Source organism: Bifidobacterium santillanense (assembly GCF_018555385.1).
GTDB lineage: Bacteria > Actinomycetota > Actinomycetes > Actinomycetales > Bifidobacteriaceae > Bifidobacterium > Bifidobacterium santillanense.
In genome coordinates, this window is record NZ_JAFEJS010000002.1 from 176,511 (window position 1) to 197,231 (window position 20,721).

The following is a 20,721-nucleotide window of genomic DNA, read 5'->3' on the forward strand; positions in this document are numbered from 1 at the left end:
AAACCACGAGACGATGGGTCATCAACGGTCGGGGCGCGGATCATCCCCGCAGATGCGGGGCAAACTTGCACTGGTAGGAGGCGCAGTCGGTCACGTCCGGATCATCCCCGCAGATGCGGGGCAAACTCCGCGTGCTCATTGCCGAGGCCCGCGAGCCAGGGATCATCCCCGCAGATGCGGGGCAAACAAGGCGACGGTGCCGCCGGACAGGACGTCGAGGGGATCATCCCCGCAGATGCGGGGCAAACAGTGTGATTTTATGCGGAAAACATGACATCATCAACGTCGAAAAATTCGATTCGCGCAGTCACGTGGACGCCATGGCAAGCCGTCATCTGCCGAACCTCCGATAACGAGACGCCTTGCTTCATCCGGTCTTTCGCTCCCCGTTCCGACGCTGCTTCTGATTGGAGTTCGGCCTCATGATCAGCTCCAAGCCGTCATAATCCACCGGCTGCCATTCCTGACCATGCGTACGGAACGACAGTCCCTGCTCGTTGTCGGCGGGAAAGACCATGACCGCCCGCCCCCCCCCCACCGATATTGTCAAGCACCTGTTCCCATAGCAGCTCCCTCACGCGGGCTCCGACCTTGCCCACGTACACCCCCGGCGAGATCTCGAACAACCACCGCGTCAGATGTCCCCTCAACTTCGGAGGACAGACGGTAAGCACGATGACAATCATGTCTCCGCTCCGAAATCGTTCTGATGAGCCTCACCCCGGAACTCCTCGCGCAGAGTATCCTCCGCCTCATCGGTTTCGTAATCGTCCGCGACGGCATCATCGTCATGGATGGTGCCACCGTCATCGCCCGTACCTACATTCGCCGCCACATCCGGCAGCGGCTCACCGTCATCCCGCCGCCCGTAGTTACACCCACCAGCCCTATACCCCGACGCACCGGCCCACAACTGCGCGGTGATGTCCTCCACTTCCACTGCAGAGGCCTCATCATCGTCGATGACCCCGGTATCGGATCGGTCCGAACGAGATGCGCGAACGGCTCCGGCCTCTCCCCCGTCGGTCTCCAACAACAGCGAACGGATGTCATGCACGCAGCGTTGCATGAACTTCCCATCCTTCATGCGATCGCGGATGCCGCGCCGAGCGGCCGTGGAGATGTCCGGAACCTGTTCGGACACCAGATCGAAGGCAAGCGGGATGGTGATATCCACTTTGTAAAGATCTGCTATGTCATACACGAAGCTACGTTCGTTACGCGCGTGCACGAATCCCAATCCCGGAGAGCCCCCAGCGCAACGATGATCGCATGGACGACGCCGTACAAGGACGTATTCGCGGCGGACAACGCCTTGTTCACCTCGTCCGCATCGTCGAAATCCGTGGTCTTGTATGATCTTCCGGACCAAGCGACGCCGGTCCGCTGCGATTCACGTTCGTATGCACGGCGCACACGGGTGCCCTCCTTGCCCAGCAGCTGCTGCATGGTGAGCCCGTCGGCGCGCTCGTCGGGGAATCGCATCGCATACATTCGACGCGCGACCTTGATGCGGGTGCGTTCCGAGGACACCAGTCGCGCCTGCGCCTCCAGAAGCCGTGTCGACTGGGCCAGAGAGGCTCCATGGCAGTAGTAGCGTACGCCACGCTCGCCGACCCAAACACAGGTCGAACGGGATTCGGCCAGCAGGCATATGGCCGCATAGGTGATGTTGCTGCCGGGACCGAGCATCAGAACACTCAACGCCGCGGCGGGGACATGCACCGTCCCCCGCGAATCCGTGATCGTCACGGCGTTGTCGGCACGGTTCACCACGCAATGTTCGGCGTACAGGAATGTCAGACGATCCTGTCCCCGCACCGGCGAGCGCAATTCCGGCGGTTTGACGCCGGGCACCGGCTTCATGCCCCGTCTCCCGTCGGACGAGGCGAAGCAGGCAACGGAAGCAGTGTCATCAGACCGAATCCATATCCTTTCGCCCTACCGATGCCTTGGACGAGCGCGCGACGCAGCAGAACGGGATCATCGACGACGAGCACGCCATCGAACGTGGCCGACGCCAATGTGACTGTCGATTCCCCACGACGGAAACTGGTCTGCCGTGACTCCCCCACCATCACCTCCGGCATCTCCAAACGGTTGATTGGCATATGGAATCCAGCACGACGTGACTGGCGGAACAGCCACTCCTTTTGCTTCTCGATGTCGAGGATGCCTTCCCTCTTTCCCCTTGCCGACGCATCCTTGGAGGGAACGGAACGGGTTGGATTCGCCTTGAGACGGAAGCCCCATTCCTGCCCGCACTCCAGTCGGCCCAGGAATGGCTCATAATCGCACGTCGCAATATCATCGGAGGGACGAACCCCCAATTCCTCGGCCAGCACCAATCCATCGGGAACCGTGGAGGCGACGACGTACAGTCTGCACGCACGACCCCTACGACCGGCATCAAGACGCCAGAGCGCGCGGGGCATCCCCTGTTCCGCCCCCTGTCCAAGCGAGCGAGCGATAATGGCGTGCATGCGTTCCAGCGAGGACATCGCCCTGATTGCATGACGGTTCCGGGAATCAACCACGACTCGGGTAAATTCGGTCATATCTCCTCCATATCCGCATCGTCCACGCCCGCATCCATGCCGGCGACCGTCTCAAAGAACCCATCGCCGTCAAACGCCGACGTATCTCCTCGACCCCCTCCGTACCGAACGTCACCGGTGGTGGATGGCACCACAACCGTAGGCTCGGGCTTTGTCTCATCATGAAGTCTCATATACCTGCGAGGCCCCCATTGGCGCCGTCGCGGATCGAAACTCATCGGTTCATCCATCAGCTCGTCGACGAACCCCGAGCCCGAATCTTGCTCACCGAGCAGAGGCTCCACCACGATGGGCGCGAAGCGATGCCCATCGGCATCCCCGCCAAGGAGCACAGATCGCTGGTACCGTTCCGTGGCGCACCACGGTATGCTCCGCAACGCGGATTCCAGATCGTCATCGACCAACCATGTCCGCACCGGACCGTCGGGAGGGCAGGATCGCCGCCCCAGGAACAACTGGTAATGCGGTGCGGCAAGAGCCTGACGGTACGTCTCCAGCTCGCCGCGATCGCCGCACTCCAGACCCGCCAGAAACACAGCATCCTGCAGATAGTACCTACGGGAAAGCGGCAGCATGTCCCCCGCATCGGTTCGCGCCGTCTGGTAGTCGGACATCAGCGTGCCGGGCTGGTCGACCCGCACGCCGAATCTCAGTCCCGAGAAACGCTCCAGCGATTCGTCACGACCGATGCCCAACGCCGCGGCGACCATACCGATGACACCGCTTTTGGTCGGCCACATCTCGGTCTCCCGCCTGGCGAATCGACTGCCGGCGCCCCACGACTGCATCGGGGCCGCCAATCTCATCAGTAACACCGTCATGGATCACTCCTGCGCCAGACGATCGAGGATGGCCTGTTCGACATCGGACACCGCATCCCTCAACGACACGGCATGACCATCGCCACCGGCCAGCTCATCCGCGGCGGCGGTGTCGTCGCCTACGCGCACGACCCACGTACGCACCGGCTCGATGCCGTAGGCCCGTTCCAGATCCCGCTCTCGGCGCACCAGCGCTTCGGTCGCGTGCCTCACATAGTCCGGCGTCACCGGCTTCTCGAAGGCCCCCACCAGATTCACGGCCTGCGTGTCACGCAGATTGACCACGACCAGATCGGGCAGCGTCCCGTGGGCGAACGTGTTGATCTTGCCCTGCGGCATGCTGGTGACGAACGCCCGGACGAACGCGGCGACCGCCTTCGCCGTTGCGGATGCATCACCCAACGTGTCGCACAGACGGTTGGCATCCACGTTCGCATACCGGTAGAACGTGGCCGCATTGAATTCGATCTGACCCATCATCGCGGCTCCGGCGTCGCCGGCGCCCTCATCCCCGCCCTTGGCCTGACGGTCATCCACGGCGGTGAAGAAGTCCGATTCGGAGTCGACCGCCTGCACGCTGATCGCATGCGCGACCTGAGCGCAGGCGTCCACGTTCAAATCCGTGTCATCGGCCACCATACGACCGAACAGTGCCACATCGATGGAACGGTCATCGGTCACGATCTGCTTGATGCGCTTCTTGTCCGCCTTGAGGGCCTTCGCCGCATCCCCCGTGTCCTCGGCCTCGATGGCCACATCGGCCAGACGGTCGTATTGACGGTTGCCCATGAACAGCAGATACTGCGACTGCTTGGCGGGTTCCTCCCCGGTCTCGTCGGCCGAACTCCGCCTGCGGGGCTTATCCAAGGCGATGCCCTTCTTACCCACGCTGCGCAGCACAGCCTCGGCGAGCCCACGGGTCCGTTCCGCATCCCAGTCGGGACGACGCTCGGCGATATGCCCCGCCAGTTCCTCGACGACGTGCTTGGTCCTCACCCCGAGATCCTTCGGGTCGACCAGTTCACGGAACAGCTCGCGGGTAGGCCGCTTCCACGCCTGGCTGGAGACACGGGCGCGGGTGAAGCCGCCGTACTCGACGGTCTTGGGGCTGCCGGTGTCGTCACGGTTGAGGTTGCCGGCCGCGGTGGTCTCCAATGCATGGATTTCGATGATGGTGCGATTGACGTTGGACATGGTTCTGGTTCCTTTCGAATGGTGTCATGAGGTCGGGTGCCGACGCTCACCGCCGCCCGTGGTTTATGTTCATGAAAGCCGTGCAGGGCTACGGGACAACGACATGGCCGCTACGCGGATGGGTTGGACGGAGCGGATGCCGACGGAGACTTCGCCTCGCCGTACCCCCGCTGGAAATCACGGCACCAACGCAGCCTCACCCTGTTGGCCCGCTCACGCCCGGATCGCAATCCCAGCAGGTCCTGCGCGAGCAACCCGTAGTTGATGGCGATCCGTTCCCGTTTGAGCAGCTGGATCATGCCTCTCGTGTGCCGGACCGTCTCCTTCCAGCCATTGGCGGTCTGCAGCCGATCGAACAGACGACGGATGCCGTTCTCGTTGACGTTGCCGTACGCCATGCGCCCCACGGCACGCCCCAGGGTGACATAGCCGTCCGTGTGCATCGACACGTCATGGATCGACTGCTGGTGCATGGCGAACAGTGTGATCGACGCGTACGCGGCACGTTCCCGAGGCGTGGGTTCGCCCGAATCATCGGCATCCCGACCGGCGATGCCCGCATCATCCGCATCCGGCAGCACCCATGCGAGCAGATCGGAATCATCACCGATCTCATGACCGATCCCGTGGCGGAGTTTGGCCACGGCAGCGGTCGCGGACGCACCATTCCGCAGGTAGCCGGGGTCGTTGACGCCCGAGGGTGTCCTGCCGCCCTTCGCCAGCAGTCGCACGCGTCCGGCGACCCAATCCCCGAATGGCGTCAACTTCGGCCGATACGCCGTATCGTGACTCGACGTTTCGCCGGTCCGTTCGTCATGTTGTCCCATGAATCAGTCTCCTTCGTTGGAAACAACGGGAAGGATCCCGTCGATCTTGCGTCTGTACCAGTTCTCCGCGACCGTCGCGCTCACGTACGTCGTGGTCTGCACACCGGTCTTGGGATTTCTGGAGGTGATGGCCCTCCCGACGATCGCCCGTGTCGGCGCCATCGCGACGACACGTTCACCGAGACGGAGCAGGATGCGACGCGCCGTTGCGTTCCACTCACGCTCGGCGGCCTCCGTGTCGGTTCCGGAGTTAAGCGTGCGCAGCCAGTTGCGAAACTCCTGATCGAATGCGGTATACCCCTGTTCGTCCGCCTTCCGTTTGGCCGCATCCACCGGCATGCCTGCCGCGGCCGCCACGTTTCCGGACAATGTGCGCAGCTCCCGCACGCCGTCATCCACCTTCTGCACGGCATTGCGGACCATCTGCCCCACATAAGGCGATTGCGCCGACAGCACGACCAGATCCATGTCGAGCTCATCATCCACCGTGGCGTCGATGACCGCCTCGTTGCTGCCGTATTCGACACCGAAGGCATGCAGTCGAACGGGCAGATCGCTGATATCGACTTTGGAATTGACCTCGGTCAACCACTGCAGCGTGAGGGGGCGCAACGATTCGGCCGGGGTTCCGCCGCGCTCCTGCGGTGTCAGTTCATCGACGACCACGGTGAGCAGGCCACGCCACAGGGCCCTCTCCGGACTGTGCTTGCGCGGCATGTACACCAACGGCATCTTCAGGGCCTTCTGCTGCGGATCACTGCGACGCCATGCGGTCATGGTCTCATGCCGATGCGCGTTCTGCGGCTTCAACCGGTCCCCGTTGCAGATCAGCACGCCGGTGACCGTCTCCCCCGTATGCGCCAGCAGCATCCGTCTGGACTGCCAGGTCATCAGGGAGGCTGGTCCATGGCAGAACGAGGGATCCCCGGTGCGTTCCTGCGGCTGATAGAACCCGGGCTCGCCGCATTGGGTCAGTGGTTCCCGCTCCCACACCGGAACATCATCGGCATCGGACCACCCCGCATCGGCGTCCCCGATGCCGAACACACGCGAACTGACGTAGTTCAGCATGAGCGTCCGCCACAGATCGGTTCCCTCGACCAGATCGCCGCCGAGATGCCCTGACCATGCCACACCGATGGGGTATCCCTTGCCGCCTTTGACGAGTGGGTCGCCCACGGCCCCCGATTTGATGCCCGATGCGTCGAAGGCCTGTGTCGTCACCAGCCATCTCGCCGCTTCGGCGGGCCCCATCGTTCTGAGCCCCTCGCCGAGACGGGTGGTGAAGAACGGCTCGCCATTAGGCACATCCAGCACCAGACGTTCCAATCCGGATACTTCGTTCTTCGTCGTATGCAATCCCGCGACCTGGTAGAAGGGGCGTTTCTCATCAAAAAGGTCGAACCGGCCTCGATACATGTCACAATACCCGTACAGAGCGTCACGGACCTCCGGGTCGCGCGGTCCGGCATCGAACAGAGCCCGCCATTCATCCACTTTGAGATCATGCCCGAAGGTCGCGTACATGATCGCGATGAGCAGTCTCGTCAGCGCGAAGCGCTGCAATGGGATATCTCCACCGATGCTGCGGATCTCATCGGACTGCCCGAGGACCTCGATGATCGACATGAGCCGGCATGAACCGTCGGTCTTCGCAACCTGCAGCCACGGTCGATCCATGAGGTTGAACGAGACATCATTTGTCGACATACGCCTGCCATCCCCTCTGCGGCGAATACTGGATCCTCAGCGTCCTGTATTCCATTATCCCACCGTTGCCGTCCCACAGCGGCACTTGGTAGGACGCGGTCCCGCTCTCATCCAAGGTGATCATCAACTGACCAGCCAGACTGCGGTCCAGCTGCATGTAGTCATACCAGCGTTCCGGCGTGGCACATTCGAACGCCCCGATCACCGAGTCGAGGTCAAGGTACCCCAACGCGGTGCGCCCCAGTGAAATCGTGCATGAAAGCATCGCTCTCACCTGCTCCTTGGCGGGAGTTCCGAATCCGTCGGGCAACGGACCCATACCATCGAAACCACTCCACGGCGGCAGACGAAGAGCACCATCGTCCCCTTGTTGCAACACGACGACCTCGAACGAGTCGTCCCCCTCACGGACACCCGCCCTGACCTTACGCTCCGCGGCTTTGCCGGGGGTATCGGGATCGGTCACGTTGTCCTTCAACCAGTCGGTCAGATCGAACGGCTGGTCGTCGTATTGCGGACGGAAGATACGGAATTGACCGGCCAGACTCCGACTCGCATCCAGATCCTGTTCCAGCCGTCGCCGCGCCTCCAATTCACCGCGGTTCCCATCCCTCCACGAATCAGGGCATACCGGCGCATCACTATATACGGTCTGCACGAGGTGGGGGATGTCGCCCGGCACATTCAACGACCGGCACTTCCCCGGTTCAATGCCCAATATGGCGAGTGAACGCAGCAGCAGATACCGTGGATACACACGTTCCAGCCCCCGGGTGAATTCCGGGGGACCGTCGTACTTCCATGACACGATGCCGGTGATGACCAGCCGGGCATGCCTCAGCGGTTCGGGTCTGCGGTTCTCCCCGTCGCCGCGATGGTGACGGTGCAATCGGCCGATACGCTGCAGCACCAGATCGATCGGAGCGATGTCGGTGACCATCAGGTCGAAATCCACGTCAAGCGACTGCTCGACGACCTGCGTTGCAACGACGATGCCGGAGCGTCGTTTCGGATCCCCGTGTCTGCCGTATCGAGCGAGCAGCTCCCGATCGATGCGGGCACGGTCGCATGCCAGGAACCGGGAATGCGCCAAGGTGACATCCATCCCGTCACCTAACGCATCCCGCAACGTCTGGTATGTCTTCTGCGCACGGGCCACCGTGTCCCGTATGACGACCGCGCAACCGCCGTCGCGAAGCCCGTCCCTGAGCAACGACACCAGTGAGCTGTCGTCATCATCCATCATCGATACCTCGACATCGATGGCGCGACCTGACGGCGCGGGAGCGGACGGTCCATGCACGCGCTCCGCCGTCGCCAAGGAGATCAACGGGTATCGCATATCGAACCCCGCACGTCCATCGGCACCGTCCCCATCGCCTTCGGAACCAGATTCCGGCATATGGTCCACCCGGCCGTCCGACCGTTTTCTGACGGGAATCACACGGCGGTGAATTCGTCTCGGCAGACGTTCTCCACCGGATCCGCCATTCTCCGCCGTCGTTTCGACTCCATCCACCGATTCCCGTTCCACGGCATCGGCCGCACGGGCTCCGTCGCGGTATGCGGTCAGGAACGCACGACGTCTTTCCTGCGGCAACGTCGCACTGAGCATGATGACCGGAACCCCGTAGGCCCCCAGCCACGACAGCACCGTCTCCATATAGACGTTCATGTAGGCGGTGTTGGAATGAACCTCATCCAATATCACTACCTTGCCGGCGAGCGCAAGATGCCGGAGCACGACGTATTTGCTTTTGAGACCAGCCATCAGCACCTGATCGATGGTGCCGACGACGAAATCGGACAGGTTGCCGCGTCGACGCCCGGTCAGCCAGGAGTTGACGACCGCCTGCATGACCATATGGTCTCCATACGGATCACGCCAATCGTGTTCCGAATCATCATCCGAATCCTCGTCGACGATGCCGTCGGAAGGATACGCGAACGCCGAATCGGCATCCATGCATCCGCCGCCGTCGAACCACTGTTCACGCAACCGCTCATAGTCACCATTGAGCTCGTTCCTGCCGTGCGCGAGGAACACCGACCCGACATTCCCGTGATCTCCGGCAGGAAGCCGTCCCACCCAATCAAGCACCCGGGAGAACATCGCGTTGACGGTGGCCTGGCTGGGTAGCGCGTAGTAGATGCCACCGCAGTGGAAACGTTCGGCGAGGATCTCCGCGGCGATCAGCGCCGCCTCGGTCTTGCCTTCACCCATATTGGCCTCGATGATCATCAGCCCCGGGGATTCCATGGCCCGCGCCAGACGGGACGCCTCGCGTTGCATGGGACGCAGCCGCGCGCCGGGGATGGCGAATCGCCGGGCGAACATGTCGTCCGGGGACATATCCGTCCCCCGTACCCGCCACGGTCCGGGGAGACCGAGCATGCGCCATGCGCGCGCCGCTCGTTCCGACGGATCGAACGACTCCTCGTCGGCGGACCCCTCGTTGAGGGGGAACAGACGGCTGTCGCTGGCGGACCAGTCGGCGACGACCACCAGAGAGGTCAGGATAATCTGCGACCGTCTGCGCAGCGGATGCCGGGACAACGACCGCAACACCGGTAGGGCGCCGGTCATGTCCGCGGCCCAATCCAGCAGTTCATTGCGGGTCTCGGCCCATGCCTCGCCCCCGACGAACGTGCCCATGCGATAGCTTTCCGGACTCCCGGGGGTGACCAGCCGACGTTTGTCCCCGGTCAGCGATGTGCCGTGGTGGCCCGCGACGATGCAGGCGACGCCATAGGCGAACGTTCCCGGTTCGACCGGGAATCCCTGGGCGAGGAACCAATCCCGGACCGCCGCATACCCGACGAGTTCATGACGATATGACGAGCGTTCCCGGTCCTTGGCGACGATCGGATCAATGCTCAGACCGGAGTCTCTCACCCTGTCGGCGAGTCCGTCGTTCTGCGCGACGAATGCCGGGGACGCCTTGCCGACATCATGGATCGCAGCGATGAAGCGGTACAACGTCCCGGCGGTCTCCTCCCCGCCTATGTCACGGGCCAGCATGCCCTTGACATCATCGGCGACGAATTCCTCCCACACATGCGACGCCGTCTCACCTGCATCGGCGAGATGCTGCCACAGCTGCAGATACCGGTCGTCATTCTCGGGGCCGCGGTAGGCGGTCTTCGCCCATATGGATGCGGCACGCGGGGAAATCCGTCGGTTCCATGCACATCGAGTCATATCACATCAGTCCCTTCTCAATCGGGCCGCATAGTCGTCCAGCACCGACAGGATGCCCCGATGTTCCCATACGGTGTTCCGCCGGCCGCCTGTGATCTCGTCCAGCACCCCACGTTCCGTCAACACCCTGATCGCGCGCGATGCGGTCATCGGGGACAGCCCCAGCGTTTTGCTCAGGTAGTCGCGGTTGATGATCGGCTGTTCGATCAGCCGGGGCAGCACCCGCCACACCGCCGAATCCCTGCGTATGCCGTGCAGCCGTTCGCGGGATTCCGCCAACTGTTCTTCCAACGCATCGATCAGCTTCACGCCGGTCGAGGCGGAGTATCGGCAGGCGTCCGCGAAGCACGCCACGATGGGTTCCGCATCCCCCTCACGGTAGGCGCCCAACGCCGCGAAGTACCGTTGCGTATCCGTCAGCAGCCCCGCCGAGACCGGTGGCGTGGTGCTACGGATCAGACCTTTGTTGCGCAGCACCGCATGCACCAGCGCACGCCCCACCCTGCCATTGCCGTCCACGAAGGGGTGGATGGTCTCGAATTGCGCATGCACCACCGCGCACTGCAATATGACCGGCAGATCGTCCCTTTGCAGGAAGGCCAGCAGATCATCCATGCAACCTGCGACCAGTTCCGGCTGCGGCGCCACATGCGTGGCGTGACGCGGTCCCCTTCCTCCGCCGACCCATACCAGCTGATCGCGGTATCGGCCGGCATATTGCGCGAATCCGGGTTGCGCGGAGAGCAAAGCCCGATGCATGGCGAGCAGGTGAGGCTCATCAAGGTTCCGGGCGAAATCCAGCGCCGCTCTCATGGCATGGACGTTGCCCACCACGATCTGGGCGTTGCCGCCGTGCCCCTCGCCCAGTTCCTGCAGCGCCAGCTTCCTCGCCCCAACGGTCAGGTTCTCAATCTGTGATGATGACGTGGACTCCGTGCGCAGCAGGATGGATGCCATCGGACTGAGCTCGTGATCGTCCATGCCAAGCTTCGCCGCAGCATACGCATCGAACCGGCTCAGCTCGTACGCAGCCTCCTCCAGATCCGCGGAGATGCCTTCCGGCAGGGAGAACCCGTATTGCGCGATCACGGCCGGCACCGCCGAATAATAGTCGCCGGTTTCACGCCTGCGCTCCGATCGTGACATGTAGGCATCGAAATCGGGGTGCCAGACATGAGGTTCGTGGCCTATTGGGGGAACGGGCAGCGGGGATGGGAATGATCGGGGGACATCCGTTACGCTCATGTATCCTCCTTAACACATAAGCTCATATCCGTTGTAATATGATTTCCATTAATCTTAATCAACTTAAGATAATACAGTATACACCACGAACGGCTCATCGGCATCGTATGCGATCATCCCCGCAAATGCGGGGCAGTTCACCGAGGCAACTCCTCCATTGAACTTTATCAATGGTTCATCCCCGCATATGCGGGGCGTAACGGCGACATACGGATATGGTAACGGAAAACCTGTTTTCCGTCTCTCCGCGTGGGGGCGACGGAAAACAGGTTCGTTCATCGGCGGTCAGACCGACTGCAGTCGGTCGCCCGGCCTCAGGCCTTCTTGACCTCGGCCTTGAGTTCGTCGCCCTCGGCGACGGTGAAGGCGCCGTCGGCGACGAGCGTGGACTCGGCGATCAGGGCCTTGAACTCCTCGATCTTGGCGACCTCGGCGACCGGCACGGTCAGAGTCAGCGCGATGGAGTCGGCCACGTCGAGACCGGCCTCCTTGCGGGCGTCCTGGATCACGCGGATCGCGTCGCGAGCGTAGCCCTCGGCCTCGAGCTCGGGGGTGAGCGCGGTGTCGAGGATCACGAAGCCGCCGGTCGGCAGCGCGGCGGACACGGACACGGCCTCCTCGGCGGCGTCCTTCTCCTCCACGCGGTTGATCAGCTCGTACTCGCCGTCCTCGAGCGCGATCTCGCCGTTCGGGGTCTCGACGACCGGGGCGCCGGAGGCGGCGTCCACATGCCAGGCGCCGGACTTGGACGCCTTGATCGCGAACTGGACGTCCTTGCGCAGACGCTTGCCGGCGACGCGGGCGTTGACGCGCAGCTCGTGCACGATCTTGAGGCCCTGGGAGGCAGCGTCCTCGAGCGTGCAGAACTCGATGTCCTTGACGTTGAGCTCGGACTTGAGCAGCTCGGCGTACGGCTCGACGGCGGCCACGTCCTCGGCCACGACGGTGAGCTTGGACAGCGGCTGGCGCACGCGGATCTTGGCGCCCTTGCGCAGCGACAGGGTGCCGGAGACGACCTCGCGGACCTTCTCCATCGCGGCGACCAGCGCCGGATCGTCGACGAGCACGCGGCCCAGCTCGGTGGCCTCGCCGGTCTTCTCGTCCGCCACGAACGGCCAGTCGGCCAGATGCACGGACTCGCCGCCGGTCAGGCCGCGCCACACGGACTCGGCCTCCATCGGGGCGAGCGGCGCGAGCACGCGCATGAACGCCTCGAGCACGGTGTACAGCGTGTTGAACGCGTTCTCGTCCTTGTTCAGGAAGCGGTCGCGGCTGTTGCGGATGTACCAGTTGGTGAGCACGTCGATGAAGTCGGACGCGGCGTCGCACGCGTCGGAGATCGCGAACTCGTTCAGGGACTTCTCGGTCGACTCGATCAGGCGGCGGGTGCGGGCCAGCAGGTAGCGGTCCATCTCCGGCAGCGAGGCGACCTCGTCCGCGCGCAGCTGGCGCGCGTCGTAGCCGGCGGCGTTCGCGTACAGCGTGAAGAAGTAGTAGGAGCTCCACACCGGCAGCATGACCTGGCGGACGGTGTCGCGGATGCCCTCGGCGGTGACGATGAGGTTGCCGCCGCGGAGGATCGGCGAGGACATGAGGAACCAGCGCATCGCGTCGGAGCCGTACTTGTCGAACACGCCGTTGACGTCCGGGTAGTTGCGCAGGTGCTTGGACATCTTCTGGCCGTCGGAGCCGAGGACGATGCCGTGGCAGATCACGTTCTTGAACGCCGGGCGGTCGAACAGGGCGGTCGCCATGACGTGCAGCAGGTAGAACCAGCCGCGGGTCTGGCCGATGTACTCGACGATGTAGTCGGCCGGGAAGTGCTGCTCGAACTTCTCCTTGTTCTCGAACGGGTAGTGGAACTGCGCGAACGACATGGAGCCGGACTCGAACCAGCAGTCGAGCACGTCGGAGATGCGGTGCATCGTGGACTTGCCGGTCGGGTCGTCCGGGTTCGGGCGGGTGAGGTTGTCGATCCACGGACGGTGCATGTTGACGTTGCCGTCCTTGTCGCGCGGGTAGTCGCCGAAGTCGCGCTTCAGCTCCTCGAGCGAGCCGTACACGTCGACGCGCGGGTGCTTCGGGTCGTCGGAGACCCACACCGGGATCGGGGAGCCCCAGAAGCGGTTGCGGGAGATGGACCAGTCGCGGGCGTTGGCGAGCCACTTGCCGAACTGGCCGTCCTTGACGTTCTCCGGGATCCAGTTGATCTCCTGGTTGAGCTCCAGCAGACGCGGCTTGATCTTCGTGACGGACACGAACCAGGAGGACACCGGCTTGTAGATCAGCGGCGTGGCGCAGCGCCAGCAGTGCGGGTAGGAGTGCACGTAGCTCTTCTCCTGGAAGAGGATCGCGCGGCGCTCCTCCGGGATGGAGGCGAGCGGGCCGTCGCCGGCACGCAGGTTACGCAGGATCGGCAGGTTGGCGTCGAAGACGAACATGCCCTCGTACTCGGGGCACTGCGCGGTGAAGCGGCAGCCCTCGTCGAGCACGTCGGTGCTCTTGATGCCCTTGGCGTTGAGGGTGTTCATATCGTCCTCGCCGTAGGGGGCTTGGTGCACGAGGCCGGTGCCCTCGACGGTGTCGACGTAGTCGGCGGTGAAGATGGTGTAGCCGTTCGGACCGGGCACGTGGCCCTCGGACTCGGCGGTCTCGCCGGCGAAGTACGGGAAGACCGGGTAGTAGCGGCGGCCCTCGAGCTCGGAGCCCTTGAGCTCGCGCACGATCTCGTAGTTCTCGCCGAGCTCCTTCTCGTAGTGCGGCAGCAGGGCCTTGCCGAGGTAGAACTTCTTGCCGGCGAACTTGCCCTCGGTCGGACGCACCTCGACGTAGTCGATGTCGGCGCCGACGACGATCGCGAAGTTGGTCGGGACGGTCCACGGGGTGGTGGTCCAGAAGACGGCGTAGGCGTCCTCGTCGCGCAGCTTGACGGCCACGGAGACGGTGGTGTCCTGACGGTCCTGGTACACGTCGGCGTCCATGCGCAGCTCGTGCGCGGACAGCGGCGTGCGGTCCTTCGGGCAGTACGGCAGGACGCGGTAGCCCTGGTACGACAGACCCTTGTCGTAGAGCTGCTTGAAGGCCCACATCACGGACTCCATGTACGGGATGTTGAGGGTCTTGTAGCCGTGCTCGAAGTCGACCCAGCGGGCCTGGCGGTGCACGTAGTCCTGCCATTCGTGCGTGTACTTCAGGACGGAGGCGCGGCAGGCGTCGTTGAACTTGTCGATGCCCATCTTCTCGATCTGGTCGACCGAGTCGATGCCGAGCTCCTTCTGCGCCTCGAGCTCGGCCGGCAGGCCGTGGGTGTCCCAGCCGAAGACGCGGTTGACCTTGCGGCCCTTCATCGTCTGGTAGCGCGGGATCACGTCCTTGGCGTAGCCCGTAAGCAGGTGGCCGTAGTGCGGCAGGCCGTTCGCGAACGGCGGACCGTCGAAGAACACGAACTCGTTCTGGCTGTGGTCGCCGGAGGGGTTGCGCTCGACCGACTTCTGGAAGGTGTCGTCCTTGTCCCAGTAGTCGAGGACCGTCTCCTCCATGTGCGGGAAGCTGGGGTTCGGCGCGACGTGCGCGGTCTCGCCGCCCTCGTTCGCCTTGGGATATACGTTTTCGCTCACCGTGTGTCTCCTCGTGAGTGCTTCGCTGGTTGCTCACGAGGACGACTTTGGGCCCGACGCGTCCGACGCCGGCCCGCCACCGCGGTACCACCTCGTTTGTCGCGTCCGGGCGATGGCCCGCGCGCGACCTCTTGCGTTCGGCTGTGACGGGCCGATCCCGTCGGTTCTACTGAGTTTCGCGGACGCGTGGGCCGGATTCGGGCCGATTCGACGCTCCGTTTCGCCGTTCTTCCGAAGACTCCCCGCTGATAACGGATCGATGCCTTGACTTCGGTTGCACATCGTAGCACGGCGATGCGCCAAATCAAGCGCGGCGTCCGGCCGGGGCACGGGGCCCGGAAGCGCAGGGCCCGCGTCGGCACGTTCAGCTCAGGAACCGGCTCAACCGACGCCGCTGCGGCCCCATGCCGTCCTTGGAGACCGCGTAGGACAGATGCAGGGTGTCCTCGGCGCGCGTGATGCCCACGTACATGAGCCGGCGCTCCTCCTCGAGCACGTCGCCGGGCGCGGGCGAGCCGTACGGCATCAGACCCTCGGAGCAGCCGATGAGGAACACGTGCGCGAACTCGAGGCCCTTGGAGGCGTGGACCGTCGAGACGGTGACCTGACCGAGCCGCGCGGCCCACGCACGCGCCCTCGCGCCCTCGTCCGACGCTCCGGACGCGGGCCGGGCGGCGCCACCCGATTCCCCCGCCCCGGCATGGGCGGCCGCCCCGTCATCCGTCTCGCGCAGCGCCTCGAGCATCGCGATGCGCGCCGCGGCGTCCAGATCGGCGACCGGCGCGGCCGACGATCCGCCGTTGTCGCGCCTGACCCGGTACCGCAGGCCGGCATGACGCAGGGCCGTGCAGCACACGGCCTGCTGCGCGTTGATGCGCGTCAGGATCGCGCAGTCGGACGGGTTCACGCCCTGCTCCACGAGCCGGCGGATGCGCGCCGCCACGCCGCGCGCCTCGTCGGCGTCGGTCTCGTACATGGTGCGTTCGATGTGCCGCCCCTTCTCCCGGGCCGACGTGAGCCGCAGGTACTCGTGCCTGATCGGGGACGCGGCGAGCACGCGGTTCGCGTAGGAGACGATCTGCGGGGTGGAGCGGTAGTCGGTGTCGAGGCGGATGTCGGCGGCGAGCGGCGCGAACTCGTCGGCGAAGGCCAGCAGGTCGTAGCTCGACGCCCCGGCGAACGAGTAGATGGTCTGCGCCGGATCCCCCACCACGCACACGTTGCGGTTGTCGCCGAGCCACAGACGCATCAGCCGGTGCTGCAGCGGCGAGACGTCCTGATACTCGTCGACGGTCAGCCAGCCGATCGAGCGCCGGATGACGGCCGACGCCTCGTCGAACCCCTCGAGCACGTGGCAGGCCATGAGCAGGATGTCGTCGAAGTCCATCACGCCGCGCGCGGTCTTCTCCTTCTCGTACGCGTCGTAGATGTCGGCGAACCGCCCCGGGTCGATGCCGGCCGGACGGCACCGTTCGGTCACGGCGGCCACGCGCGCCACCTGGTCGGGCGCCACGAGCGAGATCTTCGCCCAGTTGATCTCGTCGCGCACCGTGCGCACGGTCAGATCGTCCTCGTCCAGATCCGGGTCGACGCGGCGCATCGCACGCGCGGCGACGTCACGGGCGTCGTCGACGAGCCGCGGGAAGGGCGCGTCGCACACGTCCGCCCACACGCGGCGCAGCTGGGACAGCGCGGCCGAATGGAACGTCGCGGCCGTCACCCGATCGCCGATGCCGAGCCCGGACAGGCGCACGCGCATCTCGGCGGCCGCCTTGACGGAGAACGTGACGGCGAGCGTGCGCGCCGGATCCCACGCCCCGGTCGCACAGCCGTAGGCGATGCGACGGGTGACCGTGCGGGTCTTGCCAGCGCCTGCACCGGCGATGATGCGCACCGGACCGTCCAGCGCGCTCGCCGCGGCCAGCTGCGACTCGTCCAATCCCTCGAGCAGTTCCCCCGCCGATCCCGTACGCCCCACGTCCATGCCCTTCATTGTGGCAAGTGGCGTGGCCATCGCGTCTCCTTGTATTACTGTGGGAGTGTGACTGAACGTAATGAACTGATGCTGGCGGCCCTCACCTCGGCCGCACTGCCGTCCGTGATCGTGGCCGGCGTGTTTCCGGGCGCCACGCACATCGGCGGCATCGACCAGGCGCAGGTGCGAGACGTGACCGGCAAAACGTACGACGTGTACGCCACCGACGACGAGAAGGGGCGCAGGCGGCTCGCGGCGCGCGTGAAGGCGGCGAAGGCGCTCGCCGAGGCGCGCGAGCCGGGCGGCCTCGGCTTCGCGGTCGACCGCGTGCTCGCGTTCGTCCCCGGCGACGATCCGAAGGGGCCGACCGGACGGACCGCCGTGATGGTGGCGATGCATCAGGACGGCCGCGAACGCGACCTCAACCTGCTCACGCTCGACGACTGCTCGTCGATGGGCACGGCGATCGGCGCGATCCACCGCCTGAACCCGATGTTCCTCGCCAAGGCCAAGTACCCGATGTTCGCGACCGCGCAGATCAAGGCGCAGCTGGTCGCGTGGATCGCACGGCTCAAGCGCGCGGGCCACGTGCCGCCGGAGATCACGTCCAGCTGGTCGAAGATCCTCGAGACGGAGGGGCTGTGGTCGTTCGGCACATGCCTCGTGCACGGCGGCTTCGAGGACGGCGACGTGCGCTTCAGCGGATCGACGATCACGGCGATCAACAACTGGCAGAACATGCAGGTCAACGACCCCGCGCGCGATCTGGCGTGGATCTTCTCCAAGCTCGACGAGGACCACCGCAACGCGGTGCTCACGGCGTACGGGCGCATGATGGGCAACCGTCTGGACGATCTGATCATGCTGCGCGCCAACCTGTGGGTGCAGATGGAGCAGGTGGGCGAGTTCATCCAGGCGCTCAACAAGGCGGACACGCAGGGCATCATCCGCTTCAAGGCGCAGGTCGACCGGCTCGCGCACCAGCTGGGCGTCACCTCGCGCGCGGTCGACGACAGCAACGCCGCCGCCAAGGCGCGACGCTCGGCCGCGGCCGGCGCCGACGATCCGGACGACACGGCCGACAACCCGCCGTCGACGATCACCGTGGGCACGCTGCTCAAGGACGGCGAGCGCCGTCGCGCGGCTGCCAAGGCGGCGCAGGAGGCGGCGCGCGCCGCACAGGAGCCGGACGACGAGACCGCCGAGTCCGACCGCACCGGCTCGTCCGACATCGAGGCGGCCGGGCGCATCGCGGTGCCGACCGGCAACGACGACACGATGGACGCGCCGATCAAGGCCCCGGAGGTGACGCTGCCGCCGAGCTTCCACGTGGGCGGCGCGCCCGCGGACGCGGGCTCCGGCGCCCCGACGCGCACGGGCGCGACCGGCGCGACCACGAAGCCCCAGCCGGCGGGCGGATACGCGTCCATGCCGGCGCCGTCCTCGAGCGAGACCATCACGTTGGATTCGATCGACGATGACGACGACACGGACGAGCACGACGTCGAGGGACCGTCCGGCGACGGCGCGGCGAAGGACTCCCCCGCGCCGGTCTCCCAGGAGACCCCGGCCACGGACGACCACGACGAAGCCCCGAGCGCACCGTCGTTCCCGGTCGCGGCCGCGGTGGCGCACGGCGGCTTCGGCACCGACCGTCTGATGGATCCGGGCGTTCCCCCGAGCGCGTTCTCCTCGCCGCGCGGCGGTCATCCGAACAACGCGGCGACCATCGTGATCCCATTGCTCGAGCGCGAGGAACGGGCGCTGCGCGACGCGAGGGCCGGACTGGACTCCTCCAATGGCACGCGCGACACCGAACCGGTCGTCATGCCCCAGGCCGAGCCCGAGGAGCCCCGCAACTTCGACGAGAAGCCGGAGCCGGCGGCGACCGGGGCGGATGCCGGCGACGGCCGTGCCGCGGACGCCGACGCCGAGGAGCCGGACGATACGGCGGACACCCCCGTCGCCTCGGCGTCCGGGCTGTTCCCGGCCGCAGGTCCCGACGTCACGGACGAACCGGACGATGCGGACGATACCGCCGATACGCCGGTGGCGGACGCGACGGGATCCCCCGACCCGGAAACGGACGGGGACGAGGACGACGACACCGGCGAATCGGTGACCACGCCGAAGGCGTAATCGTCGCGCTTCTCGCCGCGGGCGGGCACAATGGGACATCGGCCCGCAACGCCAGCCCGGGCACCAGCGCAACAAGCACAACAAGCACAACGAGTACAAACACGCAGCACAAAAGGAGCAGCACATGGACATCGAACTCGGAATCCGCAACGTGGCGCGCGCCGTCACCTTCAGCACCGACGAGTCGGCCGACGAGGTCAACGGGATCATCGCCAAGGCCGTCGCCGAGGGCCAGCCGATCGCGCTGACCGACGACAAGGGCCGTCGCATCATCGTGCCGGCCGACGCGCTCGGCTATGCGATCGTCGGTTCGGAGACCAAGCACGCCGTCGGCTTCGGCGCACTGTGACCGACCGATCGCGGCCGACGGATCGACGGACGAGGAGCCGTCGACGTCGTCGATGACGCGACGAAGCCCCGCGACCATCCACATGGGTCGCGGGGCTTCGTCGTCTGCGGGGTCATGCCCTCGGGAGCCTCGAACCGAGGGCGCATGCACGGACCGGACGGAAACGCGGCCGAGCGCATCGCGTGCCGTCTCAGCCGATCATCGGGATCGCGCCGCGACGGACGATCTCGCGCACGGTGGCGTCGTCGGTGAGGTTCTCGCCCAGTTCGTTGGGCTTGCCGGCGCCGTGCCAGTCGGATCCGCCGGTGACGAGCAGGTGGCGCTCCCGCGCGATCGCGAGCAGCCGTTCGCGCTGCTCGGGCGGGTTGCCGCGATGCCAGACCTCGAGACCGTCCAGCCCCTCGTCGACCAGCCGCTCGATCTGGGCGTCGGAGAGCAGACGCCGGTTGCGGCTCAGATCGCCGGGATGGGCGATGATGACCACTCCTCCGGCCTCGCCGACCGCGCGCACCACCTCGTGCGTCGTGGGCGAGGGCGTCGGGATGTAGTACTTCGACCGGGCGCTCACCACGCCCGCGAACGCGTCGGAACGGGTGGCGTAGACGCCGGCGGCGACGAGCGCGTCGGCGATGTGCGGACGGCCGATCGTGGTCCTGCCGCCCTCCTTGACCTGGTCGAGCACCGACTCCCAGGAGATCGGGAAGTCCTCGGCGAGCCTGGCCACCATGCGTTTGGTGCGGGTGAGCCTCGCCTCGCGCGTGGTGGCGAACAGCTGCGAGATGCGCACGTTGCGCGGATCGTACTGCAGGCCCAGCATGTGCACGGACACGCCGTCGTCCTCGGCGGTGATCTCGGTGCCGCGCAGCAGCGGCAGCCCGGCGGCGCGCGCCGCGTCCTCGGCGGCCTCCCAGCCGGCCGTGGTGTCGTGGTCGGTGATGGCCACGCCGTGCAGACCGCGTTCCACGGCCTCGGACACCAGTTGCGCCGGCGTTCTGGTGCCGTCGGAGAACACCGTGTGGCAATGCAGGTCCCAGCCGGCCCGCGGCGGCACGGCCGGCGTCTCGTAATGTGTCATACCCTCTAT

The 20,721-nt window shown here is 65.5% G+C and carries 16 protein-coding genes and 1 CRISPR repeat array (1 of these 17 cut by a window edge); of the genes, 2 read left to right on the plus strand and 14 right to left on the minus strand.

Annotation, left to right across the window (positions count from 1 at the left end):
• Nucleotides 1-248: direct repeats of the CRISPR family, unit length 28 nt; unit sequence GGATCATCCCCGCAGATGCGGGGCAAAC (it extends 24 nt beyond the left edge of the window).
• 119 nt (nucleotides 249-367) lie between these two features.
• The 13 genes from JS528_RS11845 to JS528_RS03375 all read right to left on the minus strand — a co-directional run bounded on the left by JS528_RS11845 (nucleotide 368) and on the right by JS528_RS03375 (nucleotide 17,167).
• Nucleotides 368-487, minus strand: a complete 120-nt coding sequence (locus JS528_RS11845; protein WP_420838178.1) for a hypothetical protein — start codon at nucleotides 485-487, stop codon at nucleotides 368-370.
• Nucleotides 441-686, minus strand: coding sequence for a type I-E CRISPR-associated endoribonuclease Cas2e (gene cas2e, locus JS528_RS11850; protein WP_420838174.1), 246 nt, complete (start codon nucleotides 684-686; stop codon nucleotides 441-443). The genes JS528_RS11845 and cas2e overlap by 47 nt, the downstream gene beginning before the upstream one ends.
• On the minus strand, nucleotides 683-1,204 hold the full coding sequence (locus JS528_RS11495) for a CRISPR-associated endonuclease Cas1 (protein ID WP_240541282.1): 522 nt from the start codon (nucleotides 1,202-1,204) through the stop codon (nucleotides 683-685). The genes cas2e and JS528_RS11495 overlap by 4 nt, the downstream gene beginning before the upstream one ends.
• Nucleotides 1,192-1,866, minus strand: coding sequence for a type I-E CRISPR-associated endonuclease Cas1e (gene cas1e / locus JS528_RS11500; RefSeq protein WP_240541283.1), 675 nt, complete (start codon nucleotides 1,864-1,866; stop codon nucleotides 1,192-1,194). Before cas1e ends, JS528_RS11495 begins: the two co-directional genes overlap by 13 nt.
• A complete protein-coding gene (gene cas6e, locus JS528_RS03335) occupies nucleotides 1,863-2,558 on the minus strand; it encodes a type I-E CRISPR-associated protein Cas6/Cse3/CasE (protein ID WP_214357689.1) in 696 nt (231 codons plus the stop codon). Before cas6e ends, cas1e begins: the two co-directional genes overlap by 4 nt.
• Entirely contained in the window at nucleotides 2,555-3,379 is an 825-nt protein-coding gene (gene cas5e, locus JS528_RS03340) for a type I-E CRISPR-associated protein Cas5/CasD (RefSeq protein WP_214357690.1), read from the minus strand. The genes cas6e and cas5e overlap by 4 nt, the downstream gene beginning before the upstream one ends.
• 3 nt (nucleotides 3,380-3,382) lie before the next feature.
• Complete coding sequence (gene cas7e, locus JS528_RS03345) at nucleotides 3,383-4,573, minus strand: type I-E CRISPR-associated protein Cas7/Cse4/CasC (protein WP_214357691.1); 1,191 nt, start codon at nucleotides 4,571-4,573, stop codon at nucleotides 3,383-3,385.
• Between the two features lie 110 nt (nucleotides 4,574-4,683).
• Nucleotides 4,684-5,400, minus strand: a complete 717-nt coding sequence (gene casB / locus JS528_RS03350) for a type I-E CRISPR-associated protein Cse2/CasB (protein WP_214357692.1) — start codon at nucleotides 5,398-5,400, stop codon at nucleotides 4,684-4,686.
• Nucleotides 5,401-5,403: 3 nt separating this feature from the next.
• On the minus strand, nucleotides 5,404-7,110 hold the full coding sequence (casA, locus tag JS528_RS03355) for a type I-E CRISPR-associated protein Cse1/CasA (protein ID WP_214357693.1): 1,707 nt from the start codon (nucleotides 7,108-7,110) through the stop codon (nucleotides 5,404-5,406).
• Complete coding sequence (gene cas3, locus JS528_RS03360) at nucleotides 7,097-10,312, minus strand: CRISPR-associated helicase Cas3' (RefSeq protein WP_214357694.1); 3,216 nt, start codon at nucleotides 10,310-10,312, stop codon at nucleotides 7,097-7,099. The genes casA and cas3 overlap by 14 nt, the downstream gene beginning before the upstream one ends.
• Before the next feature lie 6 nt (nucleotides 10,313-10,318).
• Nucleotides 10,319-11,557 (minus strand): Fic family protein, encoded by a 1,239-nt coding sequence (locus tag JS528_RS03365; RefSeq protein WP_214357695.1) that lies wholly within the window; start codon nucleotides 11,555-11,557, stop codon nucleotides 10,319-10,321.
• A gap of 314 nt (nucleotides 11,558-11,871) precedes the next feature.
• Nucleotides 11,872-15,174: a mupirocin-resistant isoleucine--tRNA ligase gene (gene ileS / locus JS528_RS03370; RefSeq protein WP_214357696.1), complete on the minus strand. Its 3,303-nt coding sequence runs from the start codon at nucleotides 15,172-15,174 to the stop codon at nucleotides 11,872-11,874.
• Nucleotides 15,175-15,538: 364 nt separating this feature from the next.
• On the minus strand, nucleotides 15,539-17,167 hold the full coding sequence (locus tag JS528_RS03375; protein WP_214357829.1) for an ATP-dependent helicase: 1,629 nt from the start codon (nucleotides 17,165-17,167) through the stop codon (nucleotides 15,539-15,541).
• 69 nt (nucleotides 17,168-17,236) lie between these two features.
• On the opposite strand from JS528_RS03375, the gene JS528_RS03380 reads away from it, so the two are divergent.
• Both JS528_RS03380 and JS528_RS03385 read left to right on the plus strand, forming a co-directional pair.
• Nucleotides 17,237-19,288, plus strand: a complete 2,052-nt coding sequence (locus tag JS528_RS03380; RefSeq protein ID WP_240541308.1) for a phosphotransferase — start codon at nucleotides 17,237-17,239, stop codon at nucleotides 19,286-19,288.
• Between the two features lie 124 nt (nucleotides 19,289-19,412).
• A complete protein-coding gene (locus tag JS528_RS03385; protein WP_214357697.1) occupies nucleotides 19,413-19,637 on the plus strand; it encodes a DUF3107 domain-containing protein in 225 nt (74 codons plus the stop codon).
• A gap of 190 nt (nucleotides 19,638-19,827) precedes the next feature.
• Here the strand turns inward: JS528_RS03385 and JS528_RS03390 are convergent, their stop codons facing one another.
• Nucleotides 19,828-20,712, minus strand: a complete 885-nt coding sequence (locus JS528_RS03390; RefSeq protein WP_214357698.1) for a PHP domain-containing protein — start codon at nucleotides 20,710-20,712, stop codon at nucleotides 19,828-19,830.
• Nucleotides 20,713-20,721: the final 9 nt, after the last annotated feature.